We start from the raw sequence: 16,980 nt of genomic DNA, 5'->3' as shown, positions 1-16,980 counted from the left end.
TGGATTTCTGGTCATCCAACGCACCAAAATCCACACAGTCGAGGCCAACGACCCGGTGTCGCGCAGAGTCACCGACACCGTCCACAAACACGCCAGGTTTGCCTTACCCCTCAATAACCCGAAACGCCACTCACGAGCGACTGGATGCACCTCGATGTCTCCGACCTCGGTGAGCAGCACTCGTCGCCCGGGGTAGGTGCGTTCCGCGATCTCGACGTCACGCGCGTCGAACTCACCGACGAAGAGCATCACTCCGCCGACCAGCTCCGCTCTCTCGACAGCGACAGGCCATCGGTGACGCCACTGCTCGACCGTCAACCCCTGGTCGGGCGGAGGCAGATCAGGTCCCTTCATGCGGGCAGCGTCGCGCTTGCGCGCTCGCAACTCACGCGACGGGACCGCCCTGAATGACGTGAAAGCCACTTTCGCAACGTTGAAGGTTGCGAAAGTGGCTTTCACGTCATGCGAGTCCGGTCGCGGCCGGCCTCAGTACCCCTGCGGGCCGAACTGCTGCGGCGGACCACCCGGCGGCGGTTGCTGCGGCTGTGGCGGACCACCCGGCTGCTGCGGCCATCCAGCCTGAGGCGGATACGGCCCGGGCTGCCACTGAGGCCCAGGCTGTCCTGGCGGGTACCGCGGAACAGCCTGGGCGACGTGCGGCTGCTGATATCCCTGCTGCTGGTATCCCTGTGACTGGAACGCCTGCTGCCGCGGGAATCCCGACCCCGCGTTCTGCCCGGCGGCGACGAGGTCACGCGCCTTGCGGCGCTTCCCGCGAATCAGCATCGTCGCTCCCACACCGGTCAGCACGACCCCAACCCCGGCCATCCAGAGTCCGTGCTTGCGGAACGTCTCGGCCCGGGATTCGGCGGCCGCCTTCATCTCGGCGTACGTGTCCTCGCCGGTGCTGCGACCGTTCTTCGTGGTCTCGCAGACGTCCCCGGGGGACATGATCTTGCCGCCGCATTTGATGAGATTCGGATCCTCGCGCGAGAACAGCAACGTGACGACCAAGAACCCGATACCGACGACCAGGACGAAGACCCAGCGCTTCATGTGTTACACACCCTCCCCATGTGTAACACATGAGAGCACAGGGTCACTCGTCATGGCAAGAGCGAAAGTCAGCTTTCGCGGTATCGCCGCTCCTCGGTGACGCCCACCCCGGCTTCCTCGTCGAAGCGGTAGACCTCACGCCCACGCACGAACACCCGCATCGCGCGGTTCATCACGTCCAGCGGGTCGCCCGACCAGAGGACGACGTCGGCGTCGAGACCCGGCTTCAGCGAGCCGACCTGGTCGTCGAGGTCCAGCATCGCGGCCGGGTTGACGGTCAGGGCCTTCAGCGCGGTCTCCGGGTCGAGGCCGTCCTTGACCGACAGCGCGGCCTGGTACACCAGGAAGTTGATGGGCACGACCGGGTGGTCCGTGGTGATCGCGATCCGCACGCCCGCCCTGGCGAGGATGCCGGGCGCGCGCAGGGTGCGGTTGCGCAGCTCCACTTTGGACTTGGTGGTGAACAGCGGGCCGAGGATCACCGGCACGTCCCGCTCGGCGAGCAGGTCCGCGATCAGGTGTCCTTCGGTGCCGTGGTTGATCACCAGTTTGTAGCCGAACTCGTCCGCCAGCCGGATCGCGGTGACCATGTCGTCGGCGCGGTGGACGTGCTGGTCCCAGTACAGCTCGCCGTCGAGGACCTTGGCCAGGGTCTCCTTGGTCAGGTCGACGTCGAACGGCTTGCCCTCGGCGGCGGCGTAGTCGCGCTGGGCGGCGTAGTTGCGCGCGGCGGTGAACGCGTCGCGGATGGTCGACGCGACACCGAGCCTGGTCGACGGCGTCTGCTTCCTGTCGCCGTAAACCCGCTTCGGGTTCTCGCCGAGCGCGCTCTTCACGCTGACGCCCTCGGCGAAGATCATGTCGAGCACGGTCCGGCCCCAGGTCTTGACGCCGATCGTCTGCCCGCCGATGGGGTTCCCCGAGCCGGGCTTGATGACGACGCTGGTGACGCCGCCCGCGAGCGCGTCGTCGAAGCCGGACTCGTACGGGTCGATCCCGTCGATCGCCCGGAACCGCGCGCCGTTCGGGTCGGTCATCTCGTTGGTGTCGTTGCCCGACCAGCCTTCGCCGTCCTCGTGGACGCCGAGGTGGGCGTGGACGTCGATGAAGCCGGGCAGCACCCAGCTGCCCGCGGCGTCGATCAGTTCCGCGTCGTCGGGGACGTCGACGTCGGCGTCCGTGCCGACCGCGACGATCTTTCCGTTCTCGATGAGGACCGTGCCGCCGTCGATCGGTTCGCCGTCGACAGGGACGACGTAACCACCGACGATGGCCTTGACCTGTGCTTTGTCAGACATACTTTGACACGCTAACGAACTGGGCCGTCCGTCCGCACGCGGGGCTTTTCGAAGTGGACGAGCTCGTAGTGCTCCTCGGGCGTCCGGTGCGTCTCGACGTAACCGAGCTTCCGGTACATCCGCAGCGCGCCGACGCTCCGCTCCCCGGTGAAGAGCCTGAACACGGTCACCGAAGACGGCGCGGCCGCTTCGGCGGCGAGCAGCAACAAGCTGCCGAGCCCGTGTCCCTGCCTGTCCGGGGCCACGATGAGCCTGCCGACGAGGCCGGCGCCACCGTCCACGACGATCCGGACGCCCGCCACCAGCCGTCCGGATTCCCTGATGCCCCAGGCGAAACACGCTGGATCGCCCAGGGCCTTCTCGGTCTGTTCGAGGGTCTCCAGCAGCGGCGGGAGGTCGATGTTCTCGTGCGCCCTCGCCTCCGGGACGTACGCCGCGCGCTGCAGCGTGAGCACTTCGCCCGCGTCCACGGGCCCCAGCCGGAGCGGCGGCGGCGACGGTGATGTCATCAGCGCACCCGGATTCCCCAGCTCCCGGTCCACGAAGACGCGGGCTCCAGGTCGATCAGGTCGGTTCCGGTGTTGAGCGCGTCGGCGGGGCAGGTCATCGGCTCGATCGCCACCGCCCGGCCACGGCCGACCAGGTCGTCCGGCGTGAACACCTGCGCCCAGTGGAAGTCCGGCCCGGTCCAGACCACCAGTTCCTGCTCCCCGTGGGAGAGGACGTGGTGGTGGTTGCCGTCCTCGGCGACGCTCAGCCCGCCGAACGCCGTGTCGAGGTCGACGCCTTCGAGCAGCTTGCCGGACCTGAAGTCGTACTCGGTCCCCTCGACGTCCTGCTCCTCGGCGTAGGGCATCTGCTCGTCGCCGAGGTACGGCCGGACCCGGCTCGCGGGCAGCGTCAGGGTCAGCTCGTCGGTGGGCACGTCACCGATGCGGAAGTAGGGGTGCGTGCCGAGTCCGACGCCGATCGGGCTCTCGCCCTCGTTGCGGATCTCGTGCGTCACGACCAGCTCGCGCGGCGAGATCTCGTAGGTGATCGTCGCGCGCAGCGGCACCGGCCAGCCTTCCCGCGCCGGGACGTCGACGGCCAGGGTGATCGACGACTCCGCGTGCTCCAGCAGCTCCCACTCCTCGTGCCTGGTCAGGCCGTGGATCGCGTTGCCGCGTGCCTCCTCGGTGATCGGGAGCTGCTGCTTCTCGCCCTGGTGGACCCACTGGCCGCCTTTGGTGCGATTCGGCCAGGGCAGCAGGACCTGCCCAGCGCCCTTCGGCGGCTTCTCGTCTTCGGCGAACGCCTCGACGTAGGGCACCCCGCCGACCTCGAACGCGCGCAACCCCGCACCGATCTCGGTGATGACGGCGCGCGCGTTGCCGCGGGTGATCTCGAACTGCTCTCCGGTGGGATTGGCCATGCGGACGAGGTTACCGGCGACCTTCTGCGACGTAGGCTGGGAATGCCACGCCCGGACGAAGGAGACCGCCGCGATGACCGTTCCCGGTTACCCCAGCACCGTCGGCCGCGTCCTGGAACGGAGCGCGCGGCGCGTCCCGGGCAGGGTCGCGCTCACCTTCGCCGATCGCGTGTGGACGTACGCGGAGCTCGACAGCGCGGCGGGCCGGGTCGCGGCGAAGCTGCTCGAGCGCGGGCTCGTCCACGGCGACCGCGTCGCGGCCTTCGGCAAGAACTCCGACGCGTACCTGTTGCTGTACCTCGGTTGCGCGCGGGCCGGACTGGTGCACGTGCCGGTGAACTTCAACGCTCGCGGCGAAGAGCTCGAGTACCTGCTCACGCAGTCCGAGCCCGCCGTCGCGTTCGTCGACCCCGCGCTGGCCGAGCACGTGGCGTCCGATCACGCGTCCACTTCGGACATTCTCGGCTGGGCACTCGACGAAACCGTCGTCCCGCACGAGGAATCCGGGGTCGCCGACGACGACCTCGTCCAGCTGCTCTACACGTCCGGGACGACTTCCCGGCCGAAGGGCGCGATGCTCACCCACCGCGCTCTGGTGCACGAGTACTCGTCCTGCATCGCCGCCCTCGACCTGAGCGACCGCGACGTGCCGCTGCACGCGCTGCCGCTGTACCACTCGGCGCAGATGCACGTGTTCCTCATGCCGGGGCTGGCTGTCGGGGCGACGAACCACCTCGTCGAGACACCCGATCTCGGCGACATCTTCACGCGGATCCCGCGCCAGGGCGTCACTTCCCTGTTCTTCCCGCCGACCGTCTGGGTAGGACTGGCGAACCATCCCGGCCTCGCGGACGCGGATCTGAGCGGCCTCACCAAGGCCTACTACGGCGCTTCGATCATGCCCGTGCCGGTGCTGACCAAGCTCCGCGGACAGCTGCCGGGAGTCGGTTTCTACAACTGCTTCGGACAGTCGGAGATCGGTCCACTCGCGACAGTGCTACGTCCCGAAGAGCACGACGCGCGGCCGGATTCCGTCGGCCGCCCGGTCCTTTTCGTCGAGACGCGCGTCGTGGACACCGATATGAACGACCTACCGCCGGGCGAACTCGGCGAGGTCGTGTACCGCTCCCCTCAGCTGTGCACCGGCTACTGGGGCAAGCCCGAGGAGTCGGTGGAGGCGTTCACGGGCGGCTGGTTCCACTCCGGCGATCTGGTGCGGCAGGACGAGGAGGGCTACCTGTTCGTCGTCGACCGGATCAAGGACGTCGTCAACACCGGCGGCGTGCTCGTCGCGTCGCGCGAGGTGGAAGACGCGCTGTACGCGCATCCCGCCGTCGCCGAGGTCGCCGTCGTCGGCCTGCCACACGACCGCTGGATCGAAGCGATCGCGGCGGTGGTCGTGGTGAAGGAGTCCGTCGAGGAAGCGGAGTTGATCGCGTTCGCCAAGAAGTCGCTGGCGGCGCACAAGGTGCCGAAGTCGGTGCACTTCGTCGGCGAACTGCCGAAGAACGCGTCCGGGAAACTGCTCAAACGCGAACTGCGGCACCGGTTCGGCGGTTCCGCGTCGGCGATCGGCGTCTAGCGACCCGCTTCGACTCGACCGGCCGTGCGCAGGGTTGTATTGAGGGGTAAGGCAAAGGTGTCGGGTCGACGAGGGCGCGAGTTGTCACTCAGGGTGAGGAGTGTGTGGAAATAGGGACACTCAAACGTCCCTATTTCCACACACCCCCACCTTCGCCACTCACGAGACCACCTCGCCCAAACGGGTGAGAAGTTGTTGTGCCGCAACAGCAGAACGCTCATCTCCGGCATCGAGCAGGTCTGCCGCGACGGCGGCCGGGATCGCATAGCCACCTGACCCCGCCGGACGCAGAACATCGGGAAGAGCCGGAACACGAATCACCGCGTTGGGCTCCGCGCTGTCCAGCCGAAGCCGCCGTGACCGCGCGAGTTCGTCGAACCGGGCGACGTCCACATAGAACTCCTCGTCCGCTCCGCCCGCCATCAGATCGGCACCGTAGTGCCCAGCGGCGGCGGGACCGCTGACGACAGCGTTCGGGTCTTCCCGCAATCGCGCGAGCGGCCCTGCAAGCATCCGCACTCGGTACACGCGCGCGCGACCGGAGAGCAGGCGCGGCCATTGGGCGGGCTCGCGTTCCCGTGCGTAGCGGTTGAGCCGGACCCGTTCGGACGGCGAGATCCACGACGGGCGATGACCACTCAACGACCACAGGAACCCCCAGGCCATCCGCGCGGAAAGCGGCCGGCCCGCGGCGGGCTTCACCACACTCTTCCGATGCTCGACCGACCTGGCGTCGACCAGCAGGTCACGGCCGATCCGGATCGCCTCAAGTCTTCCACCGTGCACGAGTTCGCGGACGCGCTCTCGCGAAACGTCCAGCACCTGCGCTGCCCGCGCGACCGGGAGCAGATGGGCCGAGTCGACCATGTCCACTCCCTTCGACCGCCGATCGGTTCGCCGCTCAGTTTACATAAACATTCGTGAAACAGAGGTTTTGTGTAAACCAGTCTTACTAGACCGGTCGTCATAGTTTGGGCTACAGTCGGCCGCATGGTCCGCCGCACCGACACCCGGCAGCGCATGCTCGACTCCGCCGCCGAGCTCTTCCACCAGCAGGGTTACCACGCCACCGGTCTCAACCAGCTCGTCGCCGCCGTCGGCGCGCCCAAGGGATCGCTCTACTTCCACTTCCCCGGCGGCAAGGAGCAGCTGGCCGCCGAGGCCATCCGCCAGTCCGCCGATCGGCTCTGCGATCAGCTGCGCGCGATCGTCGCGAACTCGCCCGACGTCATCACCGGTATCGAGAACGTCGTCGACGCGCTGGCGACCTCGCTGGAGGAGTCGGGGTTCCAGCGCGGCTGCCCGCTCGCGACGGTCGCGCTGGACGCCTCGGGTGACAGCGAGGTGATCCGCCAGGCCTGCGCCGACGGCTACACCTCCTGGCACACCCTCATCACCGGCGCGCTGGACACCGAAAAGCTGAACACCGAGAAAGCCGGTCAGCTGGCGACCGTCGTCCTAGCCGCCGTCGAGGGCGGCTTGCTGCTGGCCAAGACGTTGCACGACACCGCGCCGCTGCGCGCGATCGCCCCTCACCTTCGCACCACACTCGAACGGGAGCTGTCCTGATGCGCGTCCACCATCTCAACTGCGGAACCATGCGGCCGCTCGGCGGCAAACTCATCGACGGCAAGCCCGGCCTGTTCCGCCGCGCGGAGCTGATCTGCCACTGCCTTCTGCTGGAGACCGACACCGGGCTCGTGCTCATCGAGACCGGCGTCGGCACGCCGACAGTCACCCGTCCGACGGAATGGCTCGGCGCCGGTTTCGTCCGGCTGGTCCATCCCGACAGCGACGACGACCTCAGCGCCACCACGCAGATCCGCAAGCTCGGCTTGGACCCCGCCGACGTGCGCGACATCGTGCTCACCCACCTCGACCTCGACCACGCGGGCGGGCTCGTCGACTTCCCCCAGGCGCGGGTCCACGTCCACGCCCGCGAGCTCCAGGCGCTCGAAAACCCGATCGACCGCAAGGAGGCGAGCCGCTACCGGAAGGTCCAGTTCAGCCACGGCCCGAACTGGAAGTCCTACCGCGCCGACGGCGAGCCGTGGTTCGGTTTCGACGCCGTCCGCGAGCTCGAAGGGGTCCCGGACGTCCTGATCATTCCCCTCGCCGGGCACACCCGCGGGCACGCCGGCATCGCGGTCGACACGGGTGACGGCTGGCTCCTCAACGCCGGTGACGCCGTCTTCCACGGCGGCGAGCTGGAGCAAAAGCCGCACATCCCCTTCGCGCTCGGCTTCTTCGAGTCGTACATGCAGACGGAGAAAACGGCACGACTGGACAACCAGCGCCGGCTGCGCGAACTTGTCAGTAACAACGGTGACGAGGTGACGGTCTTCGCCGCGCACGACGCCACCGCATTCGAACGGCTCAGCCAGAGGAGCAGGCTATGAAGGTCCACCATCTGAACTGCGGCACGATGCGGGCGCCGGGAGGCAAGTTCCTCGACGGCCAGCCGGGTCTGCTGCGCCGCTCGGAGCTGGTGGCGCACTGCCTGCTGATCGAGACCGGGGACGGGCTCGTGCTGGTGGACACCGGTTTCGGCCGCCAGGGCGTCGCGAATCCCGGCACGTGGCTCGGCACGCCGTTCACGATCATGGTCGGCGCGAAGCCGGTCGAGGTGGAGACAGCGGCCCACCAGATCGAGGCGCTCGGCCACAAGCTGGAGGACGTGCGGCACATCGTCTGCACCCACCTCGACGTCGACCACGCGGGCGGGCTCGCGGACTTCCCGAACGCCGTCGTGCACGTCCGCACGGCGGAGCACGACGCGGCGACGTCACCTTCGAACGCGAGCGAGAAGTTCCGGTTCCGCGCCAACCAGTTCGCTCACCGTCCACTGTGGAGCACCTACGACGAGGCCGGGGACGAGTGGTTCGGCTTCCAGGCCGTGCGCGAGCTCAAGGGCCTGCCGCCGGAGATCCTGCTGGTGCCGCTCGCGGGACACACCAAGGGCCACACCGGGGTGGCTGTCGACACCGGTGACGGCTGGCTGCTGCACGCGGGCGACGCGTACTTCTTCCACGGTCAGATGGATCCGGTGAAGCCGCACTGCCCGCCGGGGATGACCGTGTTCCAGAACATGGTGCAGACGCTGCGCAAACCGCGACTGGAGAACGTCGAGCGGCTGCGTGAGCTGAGCCGAGAACACGCCGACGACGTCACCGTGTTCTCGGCCCACAGCCCGGTGGAGTACCAGGCGCTCAAGAGGGACTGAAGAGGTCAGCCGACCGGCGGCTCGACGGGCTGCCGGTCCTCCTCGCTGTGCGTGGCCCGCATGACGAGCCAGTTGACACACCACAGCACGACACCGACGCCGAGCAGGACCGCGGCGACCTTGTAGTCGCGGGCGGGCCGCCCGGACAACGGGGTCACCAGGTAGACGCAGAAGATCGCGGCCAGCACCGGGATGATCGTCGGTGCGCGGAAATGCTTGTGCGCCGACTTGTCCTTACGCAGCACCAAGACAGCGACGTTGACGATGGCGAAGACCGCCAGCAGCAGCAACGCCGTCGTACCGCCGAGCACACTGATGTCCACAAAGGACACAAGGCCGATGGCGATGATGCTGGTGAACACGATGGCCACCCACGGGCTGCGACGGAACGGGTGCACCGTGCCCAGCTGTTTCGGGATGATCCGCTGGTTCGCCAAGCCGTAGAGCAGGCGGCTGGCCATCAGCATGTTGATCAGCGCCGAGTTGATGACCGCGAAGAGACCGATCGCGGAGAAGACCTCGCGCGGGAATCCGGGCGCCCCGACGTCGAGCACCTTCAGCAGCGCGCTGCTCTTGGCGGCCTCCAGGTCGTCAGCGGGCACCAGCAGCGAAGAGGTCACGGAGACCAGGATGTAGATGGTCGCGGCGATGACCATGCCCCACAGCATCGCCTTCGGGAAGATCCGGATCGGGTCCTTGCACTCCTCGGCCATGTTCACCGAGTCCTCGAAACCGACCATCGCGAAGAACGCCAGCGACGTCGCCGAGGTGATCGCCACCAGCATCGTCTGGTTCTCGGTGTCGAACTCGACCAGCCGCGAGGCGTCCCCGTTGCCGTTGAGCACCGCCCACACACCGACCCCGATGATGATCAGCAGGCCGCCGATCTCGATGCAGGTCAGCACCACGTTGGTCTTCACCGATTCGGAGACCCCGCGGAAGTTGATCAGCGCGAGCCCGATCACGAACAGGATCGCCACCAGCGGCATCGGCGCGGTGATGAACTCGGCGAGATAGGTGTCCCCGAAGGCCTTCGCCGCGGACGAGGCCGACGTGATCCCCGAGCACATCACCGCGAACGCCACCATGAAGGTGAGGAAGCGGATCTTGAACGCCTTGTGCGTGTACAGCGCGGCCCCCGCTGCCTGCGGGTACTTGCCGACCAGTTCGAGGTAGCTGAACGCGGTCATGATCGCGACCACGAACGCGATCAGGAACGGCAGCCACAGCGCGCCGCCGACCCGGCCCGCCACCTGCCCGGTGAGCGCGTAGACGCCCGTCCCGATGATGTCCCCCACCACGAAGAACAGCAGGAGCTTGGAACCCATGACCCGTTTGAGGCTCGGCTGACCGGCCGGACCGGTCTGTTCTGTTGTCGTCGTGTCCGCCATGCGGCAAGAGTGTGCCGCATCACGTCTGTGACCGACAGTCCGTTTTGGTCAGTTCTTCGTCACGGGTTGACGGGACGCGAATCTGGGTATTTCGGTCAGTTCGCGTCGACCGCGGTCTTCACCAGCGGGACCATCATCTCCTGCGTCATCGCGGCAGGCCCGGTGTAGTTGACCAGCACCGGCACGCCGCCGACGAGTTCGGCGGTGGCCAAGGTCGCGGTCTTGTTCTCGCCGGTGGCGTAGTAAATGGCGCCTTCACCGATGCCGGCGACGTCCTTCGCACCCGCCTTCGCCTTCTTCAGCGCGGCGACCATCTCGGTGGGCTTGAGCTTGCTGCCCTCGAAGCGGGTCACCGCGAGTGCGCCGAGTTCCTTGCCGCCCGCGGAGTAGACGCAGCTCTTGGCCTTGCCACCGTTGGCCGCGTGGTCCTGCACCGGGCCCGGCGCCGACGTCATGCCCTGGATGTTGACCGCCTTCCCGACGGCCTCGGCGGGCAGCAGCGCGCACGGTTCCTTCCCGCCGGCGCCACCGGTGGGAGCGGCCGACGAGCTCGGCGCGGAGGACGGAGCGGGCGCCGGGCTCGACGGCTTGGCGGCGTTGTCCGTCTTCTCCCCGGACGAGCAGGCGGAAAGGGTCGCGATGACAGCGGCGAACAGGATGATCGCCCGTGAAATACGCATGGACCCGACGATAGTCCGAATGGCTCAGTCGACCGGGGCCCGGTACCGCCAGAACGACGGGATCAGCAGCGCCGCGCCGATGACCAGCACGATGACCAGGACCCCGCCGCCCGAGGCCGCGGCGGCGGTGCCGACACCGGCGGCCGCCCAGCCGTGGGTGAGGTCGGCGATCCGCGGGCCACCCGCGACGACGACGGTGAACACGCCTTGCAGCCGTCCGCGCATCTCGTCGGTGGTGGCGACCTGCAGGATCGACATCCGGTAGATCGCGCTGACCATGTCGGCGGCCCCGGCGAGCGCCATGAAGAAGACCGCGAGCCACAGCGAGTTCGCGAGCCCGAACCCGGCGACGGCGGCGCCCCAGACACAGACCGAGACGATCACGCCGACGCCCTGTTTTTTGATCCTGGTCAGCCAGCCGGAGAAGAGGCCGATGAGCATCGCGCCCGCCGGGAGCGCGGCGTACAGCCAGCCCAGTGCCGGGCCGCCGCCGGGCGGGTCGCCGAAGGTGCGCTCCGCCATCTCCGGGATCAACGCGCGCGGCATGCCCGCGACCATCGCGATGATGTCGACGAGGAAGGACGCCAGCAGGATCTTCTGCGTCGCCAGGTACTTGAAGCCGTCGATGATGTCGCGGATCCCGGCGCGGCGCGCGACCTCGCCGAGCGGCGGGATCGGGGGCAGCTTCCAGACCGCGATGAGGGTCAGCGTCAACGCGACGACGTCGATCAGGTAGAGCGTCGAAAGGCCGATGACCGGGATCAGCGAACCGGCGAGCAGCGGGCCGAAGACCGCACCGAAGGTGGACATCGTGCTGCTCAGCGCGGTCGCGGACGCGATCAGGCTGTCCGGCACCAGCCGGGCGACGACGGCGCTGCGGGTCGGCATGTTGACCGCGAAGAACGCCTGGTTGACCGCGAGCAGGGCCAGGACGAGCCAGACGGAGCCGATGTTCAGGAAGGCTTGGAGCCACAGGACCGCCGAGGTGACCGTGACGCCGACGTTGGTGACGAGCAGGAGCTTGCGGCGGTCGACGGCGTCCGCGATGGCGCCGCCCCAGAGACCGAAGACGAGCAGCGGGATCAGGGCGACCAGGCCGGTCAGGCCGACGTACGCCGACGAACCGGTGAGGTCGAAGACCTGTTTGGGGACCGCGACGGCGGTGAGCTGGCTGCCGACGGCGGTGACCGCGGTGGACAGCCAGAGGCGGCGGAACGCGGGGATCTTGAGTGGCCGGGTGTCCACGACGATCGAGCCGAACAGTTTGCGGACACCCTTGCGCTGCTCAACCCCCACGTCGTCACTCACAACCCGACAGCTTAGCCGCGCTAACTAACCACCCGCGCGCGATTTAAGTCACCCAGCACCCGGTCTCCCGGGAGCGCGTCAGCGCGACGAGTGACTTCACCTCGCGCGCCCTCTTTCGGGCCGAAGGCCCACGAAAACGCGATGAAGGGGCGCCCTCCGCACCCAACGCGAGTTGAGTACGGCCCAGGCGCCCCTTCGGCGCGCTTTTCGTCAGCGCTCGACAAAAACACAGCAAAAATTACGGCGCGACGCGTTCGATCTGCCAGCCGTCGTCGGTGCGGACGTAGCGGAGCCTGTCGTGCATGCGGTCCTCGCGGCCCTGCCAGAACTCGACGATGTCGGGCCGGATGCGCCAGCCGCCCCAGTGTGGCGGGAACGGGATGTTCTCGACATCGGCGAAGCGCCGCTCGATGCCGTGAAGCGCGGTCTCGAGGGCGCGGCGGCCGGCGACGACGCGGGACTGCGGCGAGGCCCAGGCCCCGAGCTGCGAACCTCGCGGCCGGGAGGCCCAGTACTCGGCGGTCTCGGTGACGTTGACCTTCTCCACCTCGCCGCGCACGTGGACCTGACGTTGCAGGGCGTACCAGGGGAAGGTGATCGACGCGTAGCGCGTCGCGGTGAGGTCGTGGCTCTTGGTCGAGGTGTAGTTCGTGTAGAACACGACGCCGCGTTCGTCGAGGCCCTTGCACAGGACGGTCCGGGAGGACGGCCTGCCCTCCGGGTCCGCCGTGGCGAGCACCATCGCGTTCGGTTCGGCGACCCCGGCGGAGACGGCCTGGTTCAGCCAGTCCTGTAGCTGGGTGGTCCAGGTCTCCGCCAGCGCGGACTCGTCGAAGGCGGCCCCTTCGTAGGCCACCCGCATTCCGGGCAGGCGTACGACGGCGTCGTCACCACCGACAGCGCCATCCTTGATCTCCGGCATCATCCGCCAAACCTCCGTACCCGGTCGGGGCATCTGTGACTTCGGCTTTGCCGCCGACGGTATTGCCTAGAAGGCGGCGGCGAAACCCACTGAACGGTGACACCCGCCACCCCTGCCCGATCATCTGTGTGTAACCGCTGGACCGCAAGCCGTTACCTCCCGGTTACCTTCCGGTCCCTGATCGATACAGGCCGGACCTCCGCGATCCGACGCCGGACCGCGCTTTGTTCCGGATCGTCCCGGTGGCCCGCGGAATCGCACTCACCGTCGAAATGCCGGACCCGCTCGCCTTTGCCCGGCACGGGAATTGCCTGGACAGACCCTGTCGGCACAGATCGACAAGGAATCGTCAGCCGAGGATCCGGACTTCGCATTCCCTTTTCTTTACCGTCCATTCCCGCGCTCGCGGACAATTCTTTCGACCATTCACGCCCGGCGCGGCGAGGCACCCGGCGCCGCCCCCGGCTAATTCTGTCGTTTGACAGAAATTACCGGACGGGGAAACCTCCGCGACACATCTCCGCAAGATGTGCCAGAAGGCCGGCTCCGGGACGGCAATTCGTCCCGAAACCGGCCTTCGCTTCTCCTGTTTCGCTGTCAGTTCGTGACAGTGAACTCCGCGCGGACAATCCAGCCCCAGCAGTCGTACGACGCCGTGTACCGACCCGGCACCGTCCCGACAGGACCGTCGCCCCGCAGCGCGACACCGATGCCGCCGGTGCCCCCGTCTCCCACCACCCGCAAGGGAATCGGCGCGGCGAGACCGTCCGCGGCGAGGGTCGTCGCGAGCTCGCCCGCCCCGGACGGGCGCAGGCAGTAGATGTCCGCGGTGACCGTCCCACCTGCGACGACGGTGTTCGGGTTCAAGACCAGACTGGACGGTCTGGTCGCGTTCGCCTGTCCCGCTCCGGCCAAGGTGGACACGAGCGCCGCCCCCGCGACGCACAACGCGGCCGAACGAAATTTCATCCTCTGCTCCCTCCCCGAAGACGGGCGAAGTTTTCACCCGCCACCCGATGGACGTACACCCGTCCGCCCGGGGTTGCCCACCAGGCGAGAGTCCACCCCTTGGGGCGAACGGCCGGATTTAGCAGAATGTGACAGCAAATCAGGCAAGAGCTGACGATCACACTAGGTAGACCTTGCGCCACTCGATAGGATCGCCGCCGAGAGCAACGGGGTGATCACCTCTATCCAGTGTGTTCAGAGGTTTGGATGGGACGGCCGGGTGTGCGGCTGATCCGTCCGCTATTGCCGGCCGGGCTTCCGTGAGGGAGTTCGACACCGGTCGATCACTCCTGCGCTCGAACCGCCGGAACTTTCCACGCCCGAGTTACTCCCCTTCCCCAGGAGTGCGTTGTGATTTCCCGTTCCCGCCGTCTCATGACGGCGTTGTTGTGCGCCCTTTCGCTCGCCGGCGTGACCGCCCTTTCGGCATGTTCCGACAGCACGGCCGCCTCCGGCACCAAGGTCACCATCGGTTACAGCGCTTGGCCGGGCTGGTTCCCGTGGGCGGTGGCGCAGGAGAAGGGGCTCTTCGAGAAGAACGGCGTGACCGTCGACCTGAAGTGGTTCGACAGCTACACCGAGAGCATCAACGCACTCTCTTCGGGCGCGATCGACGCGAACAGCCAGACCCTCAACGACACCCTCGCCTCCGTCAGCGGTGGCGCGAAGCTGTCGGTGGTCCTGGTCAACGACAACTCGACCGGCAACGACAAGATCATCGCCCGTGAGGGGATCACCGGCATCGCCGACCTCAAGGGCAAGAAGGTCGCCGTCGAGCAGGGCACCGTCGACCACTACCTCCTCCTGCTGGCGCTGCAGGAAGCGAAGCTGACCGAGAAGGACATCCAGCTGGTCCCGCTGCTGACCGACGCCGCCGCCGCCGCGTTCGTCGGCGGGCAGGTCGACGCCGTCGCCGCGTTCGCCCCGTTCACCACGACGGCGCTGCAGCGCCCCGGCAGCCGCGCGATCGGGACGTCCGCCGAGTTCCCCGGCGCCATCCCCGACCACCTCGTCGTCTCCGAGCAGATGTCGAAGGAGCGCAAGAAGGAGGTCCAGGCGCTGGTGGACACCTGGTTCCAGACGATCGACTGGATCAAGCAGAACCGGGACGAGGCCGTGCGGATCATGGCCAAACGCGGCGCCGTGACGATCGACGAGTACAAGACCTACGACGCGGGCACCACGATCTTCACCAAGCAGCAGAACCTCGACGCGTTCACCCCCGGCGTCACCCCCGCCCACCTGAACTTCCAGGCGGGCAAGATCGCCGACTTCATCATCTCCAACGGACTCGCCCAGAACCGTCCCAACTTCGACGCGCTCTTCGACGACCAGTACGTCAAGGCGGTGAAGTGAGCACCACGGACGCGGCGAAGCAGGCCTCTCAGCGGACGGACGCCGCTGACGAGGCCGAAGCGCGGCGTCTCGACGACGAGCAGCGGCTCGCCGAAGCGCAGGAAGACCGTCGCCGGGGCGGCGCACGACCGGACTGGTCGCCGCTGCCCCGCCGGGCGGGCCTCAAACCGAACGCCTCCCCGCTGTTCTCGCTCCGGACACCGATCTCCGCGCGCTGGCGGTGGACGCTGGCGGTGGCCTCGTTCGCGATCCCGCTGCTGATCTGGGTGACGCTGAACGCGCTGGGCACCATCAAGCCCACGTTCCTGCCGACGCCGGTCGCGGTGTTCGACGCGCTGCTGAAGATGATCGAGTCGGGTGAACTGTTCAGCGACCTCTGGGCCACGACCCAGCGCGTGCTGCTCGGCTTCGGGCTGGCGGTGATCGTCTCGGTCCCGCTCGGCATCGTGATGGGGACGTTCAACGCGGGGCTGGCGCTGTTCGAACCGGTCATCGCGATGCTGCGCTACCTGCCGGCGAGCGCGTTCATCCCGCTGCTGATGATCTGGCTCGGCCTCGGCGAACCGTCGAAAGTCGCTGTCCTGTTCCTCGGCACGGTCTTCTTCAACACGCTGATGACCGCCGACGCCGTCCGCGGGGTGCCGCGTTCCCTGATCGACGTGTCCTACACGCTCGGCGCGCGGCGCGGTGAGGTCCTGCGCAAGGTGATCGTCCCGCACGCGCTGCCCGGCATGATCGACGCGACCCGCGTCAACGCCGCGGCCGCGTGGAACTTCGTGGTGGTCGCCGAACTGATCAACGCCACCGCCGGGCTCGGCCTGCGGATCATGCGGGCGCAGCGGTTCACCCAGACCGACCGGATCTTCGCGCTGCTGATCGTGATCGGCCTGCTCGGACTGGTCATCGACATCGCGCTGCGGCTCCTGCGGGCCAGGGTCGGGAAGTGGGCCGCATGACGCTCCAGCTGAAGGCCGTCGCCAAGGACTACACCGTCCGCGGCAAGACCACCCGGGCACTCGACGGGATCGACCTCGACATCGCGCGCGGCGACTTCGTCTGCGTGGTCGGCGCGAGCGGGTCCGGCAAGTCGACCCTGCTCTCGCTGATCGCCGGGCTGGCCGAACCGTCCGAAGGGCTCATCACCCTCGACGGCGACGCCGTGACCGGCCCCGGCCCGGATCGCGGGCTGGTGTTCCAGCACGGCGCGCTGTACCCGTGGCGCACGGTCGAGAGCAATGTCGCGTTCGGACTCGAACTGCTGAGCATCGACAAGGCCGAACGCGCGCGCCGGGTCGAGTGGTATCTCGACGAGACCGGGCTCGCCCACCTGCGGAAGTCGTTGCCCAAGCAGCTTTCCGGCGGGCAGAAGCAGCGGGTCGCGATCGCGCGGGCACTGGCGGGCGAACCCGACGTCCTGCTGCTGGACGAACCTTTCGGCGCGCTGGACGTCCAGACCAAAGAGGACATGCAGGTCCTGATCCGCCGGATCTGGACCGACACCGGCACCACCGTGCTGATGGTGACCCACGACGTCGAAGAGGCCGTGTTCCTCGCAAGGCGCGTCGTGGTGCTGGCCTCTGATCCGGGCCGGGTGGCCGCGGACATCGTGGTCGACCTGCCCGAAGACCGCGAGCTCGCGGTCAAACGCGCGCCGGAGTTCGTCGCGCTGCGCGCGTCCATCGAAGATCTCGTCCGGGAACAGCACCGCGGACATCTCGGGCGGAGCCGAGAAGAAAGGTGAT

At 67.9% G+C, this 16,980-nt stretch carries 18 protein-coding genes; 8 read left to right on the top strand and 10 right to left on the bottom strand.

What is annotated here, in order from left to right; translation table 11 throughout:
• Positions 1 to 144 precede the first annotated feature (144 nt).
• On the top strand, positions 145 to 411 hold the full coding sequence (locus ACZ6YV_RS34645) for a hypothetical protein (RefSeq protein ID WP_465513617.1): 267 nt from the start codon (positions 145 to 147) through the stop codon (positions 409 to 411).
• 75 nt (positions 412 to 486) lie between these two features.
• Here ACZ6YV_RS34645 and ACZ6YV_RS34640 read toward each other — a convergent pair whose 3' ends face one another.
• The 4 genes from ACZ6YV_RS34640 to ACZ6YV_RS34625 form a co-directional block, all read right to left on the bottom strand.
• Positions 487 to 1,056, bottom strand: a complete 570-nt coding sequence (locus tag ACZ6YV_RS34640; protein WP_465513616.1) for a hypothetical protein — start codon at positions 1,054 to 1,056, stop codon at positions 487 to 489.
• Positions 1,057 to 1,124: 68 nt separating this feature from the next.
• Positions 1,125 to 2,354, bottom strand: coding sequence for an amidohydrolase (locus ACZ6YV_RS34635; protein WP_465513615.1), 1,230 nt, complete (start codon positions 2,352 to 2,354; stop codon positions 1,125 to 1,127).
• A gap of 11 nt (positions 2,355 to 2,365) precedes the next feature.
• Entirely contained in the window at positions 2,366 to 2,863 is a 498-nt protein-coding gene (locus ACZ6YV_RS34630) for a GNAT family N-acetyltransferase (protein ID WP_465513614.1), read from the bottom strand.
• On the bottom strand, positions 2,863 to 3,768 hold the full coding sequence (locus ACZ6YV_RS34625; RefSeq protein WP_465513613.1) for an aldose 1-epimerase family protein: 906 nt from the start codon (positions 3,766 to 3,768) through the stop codon (positions 2,863 to 2,865). The genes ACZ6YV_RS34630 and ACZ6YV_RS34625 overlap by 1 nt, the downstream gene beginning before the upstream one ends.
• Before the next feature lie 73 nt (positions 3,769 to 3,841).
• Here ACZ6YV_RS34625 and ACZ6YV_RS34620 point away from each other — a divergent pair, with 73 nt between their 5' ends.
• Positions 3,842 to 5,350, top strand: coding sequence for a fatty acyl-CoA synthetase (locus ACZ6YV_RS34620; RefSeq protein WP_465513612.1), 1,509 nt, complete (start codon positions 3,842 to 3,844; stop codon positions 5,348 to 5,350).
• A gap of 159 nt (positions 5,351 to 5,509) precedes the next feature.
• Here the strand turns inward: ACZ6YV_RS34620 and ACZ6YV_RS34615 are convergent, their stop codons facing one another.
• Entirely contained in the window at positions 5,510 to 6,217 is a 708-nt protein-coding gene (locus ACZ6YV_RS34615; protein ID WP_465513611.1) for a helix-turn-helix domain-containing protein, read from the bottom strand.
• Positions 6,218 to 6,340: 123 nt separating this feature from the next.
• Between ACZ6YV_RS34615 and ACZ6YV_RS34610 the strand changes: the two genes are divergently transcribed.
• The 3 genes from ACZ6YV_RS34610 to ACZ6YV_RS34600 are packed head-to-tail and all read left to right on the top strand — an operon-like array spanning position 6,341 to position 8,573.
• Entirely contained in the window at positions 6,341 to 6,919 is a 579-nt protein-coding gene (locus ACZ6YV_RS34610; protein ID WP_465513610.1) for a TetR/AcrR family transcriptional regulator, read from the top strand.
• On the top strand, positions 6,919 to 7,749 hold the full coding sequence (locus ACZ6YV_RS34605; protein ID WP_465513609.1) for an MBL fold metallo-hydrolase: 831 nt from the start codon (positions 6,919 to 6,921) through the stop codon (positions 7,747 to 7,749). The genes ACZ6YV_RS34610 and ACZ6YV_RS34605 overlap by 1 nt, the downstream gene beginning before the upstream one ends.
• Positions 7,746 to 8,573 (top strand): MBL fold metallo-hydrolase, encoded by an 828-nt coding sequence (locus ACZ6YV_RS34600; RefSeq protein ID WP_465513608.1) that lies wholly within the window; start codon positions 7,746 to 7,748, stop codon positions 8,571 to 8,573. Before ACZ6YV_RS34605 ends, ACZ6YV_RS34600 begins: the two co-directional genes overlap by 4 nt.
• A 5-nt stretch (positions 8,574 to 8,578) precedes the next feature.
• Here ACZ6YV_RS34600 and ACZ6YV_RS34595 read toward each other — a convergent pair whose 3' ends face one another.
• The 5 genes from ACZ6YV_RS34595 to ACZ6YV_RS34575 form a co-directional block, all read right to left on the bottom strand.
• Complete coding sequence (locus tag ACZ6YV_RS34595) at positions 8,579 to 9,964, bottom strand: APC family permease (RefSeq protein ID WP_465513607.1); 1,386 nt, start codon at positions 9,962 to 9,964, stop codon at positions 8,579 to 8,581.
• A 95-nt stretch (positions 9,965 to 10,059) separates the two neighbouring features.
• Positions 10,060 to 10,644, bottom strand: a complete 585-nt coding sequence (locus tag ACZ6YV_RS34590) for a DUF3558 domain-containing protein (RefSeq protein WP_465513606.1) — start codon at positions 10,642 to 10,644, stop codon at positions 10,060 to 10,062.
• A 24-nt stretch (positions 10,645 to 10,668) separates the two neighbouring features.
• Positions 10,669 to 11,952 carry an MFS transporter gene (locus tag ACZ6YV_RS34585; RefSeq protein ID WP_465513605.1) on the bottom strand — a complete coding sequence of 428 codons (1,284 nt, stop codon included), beginning with the start codon at positions 11,950 to 11,952 and terminating at the stop codon, positions 10,669 to 10,671.
• A gap of 238 nt (positions 11,953 to 12,190) precedes the next feature.
• Positions 12,191 to 12,877 carry a pyridoxamine 5'-phosphate oxidase gene (gene pdxH, locus ACZ6YV_RS34580; protein WP_378241039.1) on the bottom strand — a complete coding sequence of 229 codons (687 nt, stop codon included), beginning with the start codon at positions 12,875 to 12,877 and terminating at the stop codon, positions 12,191 to 12,193.
• A 594-nt stretch (positions 12,878 to 13,471) separates the two neighbouring features.
• Positions 13,472 to 13,843 carry a hypothetical protein gene (locus ACZ6YV_RS34575; RefSeq protein ID WP_465513604.1) on the bottom strand — a complete coding sequence of 124 codons (372 nt, stop codon included), beginning with the start codon at positions 13,841 to 13,843 and terminating at the stop codon, positions 13,472 to 13,474.
• 390 nt (positions 13,844 to 14,233) lie between these two features.
• Between ACZ6YV_RS34575 and ACZ6YV_RS34570 the strand changes: the two genes are divergently transcribed.
• From ACZ6YV_RS34570 to ACZ6YV_RS34560, 3 genes are read left to right on the top strand one after another with little or no spacing between them, the layout of a single operon-like run.
• The gene (locus ACZ6YV_RS34570) at positions 14,234 to 15,238 is read left to right on the top strand and encodes an ABC transporter substrate-binding protein (RefSeq protein ID WP_465513603.1); all 1,005 of its coding nucleotides are present in this window, start codon (positions 14,234 to 14,236) and stop codon (positions 15,236 to 15,238) included.
• On the top strand, positions 15,235 to 16,194 hold the full coding sequence (locus ACZ6YV_RS34565; RefSeq protein ID WP_378241036.1) for an ABC transporter permease: 960 nt from the start codon (positions 15,235 to 15,237) through the stop codon (positions 16,192 to 16,194). Before ACZ6YV_RS34570 ends, ACZ6YV_RS34565 begins: the two co-directional genes overlap by 4 nt.
• Positions 16,191 to 16,979: an ABC transporter ATP-binding protein gene (locus tag ACZ6YV_RS34560; protein WP_465513602.1), complete on the top strand. Its 789-nt coding sequence runs from the start codon at positions 16,191 to 16,193 to the stop codon at positions 16,977 to 16,979. Before ACZ6YV_RS34565 ends, ACZ6YV_RS34560 begins: the two co-directional genes overlap by 4 nt.
• Position 16,980: the final 1 nt, after the last annotated feature.

Source organism: Amycolatopsis sp. NPDC102522 (genome assembly GCF_055584485.1).
This window is presented reverse-complemented; position numbering and strand designations above follow the sequence as displayed.

Excerpts from the sequence above, each read along its gene's own strand:
- ACZ6YV_RS34645 (WP_465513617.1), top strand. The coding sequence starts at position 145 with ATGCACCTCGATGTCTCCGACCTCGGTGAGCAGCACTCGTCGCCCGGG.
- ACZ6YV_RS34640 (WP_465513616.1), bottom strand. The coding sequence starts at position 1,056 with ATGAAGCGCTGGGTCTTCGTCCTGGTCGTCGGTATCGGGTTCTTGGTC.
- ACZ6YV_RS34635 (WP_465513615.1), bottom strand. The coding sequence starts at position 2,354 with ATGTCTGACAAAGCACAGGTCAAGGCCATCGTCGGTGGTTACGTCGTC.
- ACZ6YV_RS34630 (WP_465513614.1), bottom strand. The coding sequence starts at position 2,863 with ATGACATCACCGTCGCCGCCGCCGCTCCGGCTGGGGCCCGTGGACGCG.
- ACZ6YV_RS34625 (WP_465513613.1), bottom strand. The coding sequence starts at position 3,768 with ATGGCCAATCCCACCGGAGAGCAGTTCGAGATCACCCGCGGCAACGCG.
- ACZ6YV_RS34620 (WP_465513612.1), top strand. The coding sequence starts at position 3,842 with ATGACCGTTCCCGGTTACCCCAGCACCGTCGGCCGCGTCCTGGAACGG.
- ACZ6YV_RS34615 (WP_465513611.1), bottom strand. The coding sequence starts at position 6,217 with ATGGTCGACTCGGCCCATCTGCTCCCGGTCGCGCGGGCAGCGCAGGTG.
- ACZ6YV_RS34610 (WP_465513610.1), top strand. The coding sequence starts at position 6,341 with ATGGTCCGCCGCACCGACACCCGGCAGCGCATGCTCGACTCCGCCGCC.
- ACZ6YV_RS34605 (WP_465513609.1), top strand. The coding sequence starts at position 6,919 with ATGCGCGTCCACCATCTCAACTGCGGAACCATGCGGCCGCTCGGCGGC.
- ACZ6YV_RS34600 (WP_465513608.1), top strand. The coding sequence starts at position 7,746 with ATGAAGGTCCACCATCTGAACTGCGGCACGATGCGGGCGCCGGGAGGC.
- ACZ6YV_RS34595 (WP_465513607.1), bottom strand. The coding sequence starts at position 9,964 with ATGGCGGACACGACGACAACAGAACAGACCGGTCCGGCCGGTCAGCCG.
- ACZ6YV_RS34590 (WP_465513606.1), bottom strand. The coding sequence starts at position 10,644 with ATGCGTATTTCACGGGCGATCATCCTGTTCGCCGCTGTCATCGCGACC.
- pdxH (WP_378241039.1), bottom strand. The coding sequence starts at position 12,877 with ATGATGCCGGAGATCAAGGATGGCGCTGTCGGTGGTGACGACGCCGTC.
- ACZ6YV_RS34575 (WP_465513604.1), bottom strand. The coding sequence starts at position 13,843 with ATGAAATTTCGTTCGGCCGCGTTGTGCGTCGCGGGGGCGGCGCTCGTG.
- ACZ6YV_RS34560 (WP_465513602.1), top strand. The coding sequence starts at position 16,191 with ATGACGCTCCAGCTGAAGGCCGTCGCCAAGGACTACACCGTCCGCGGC.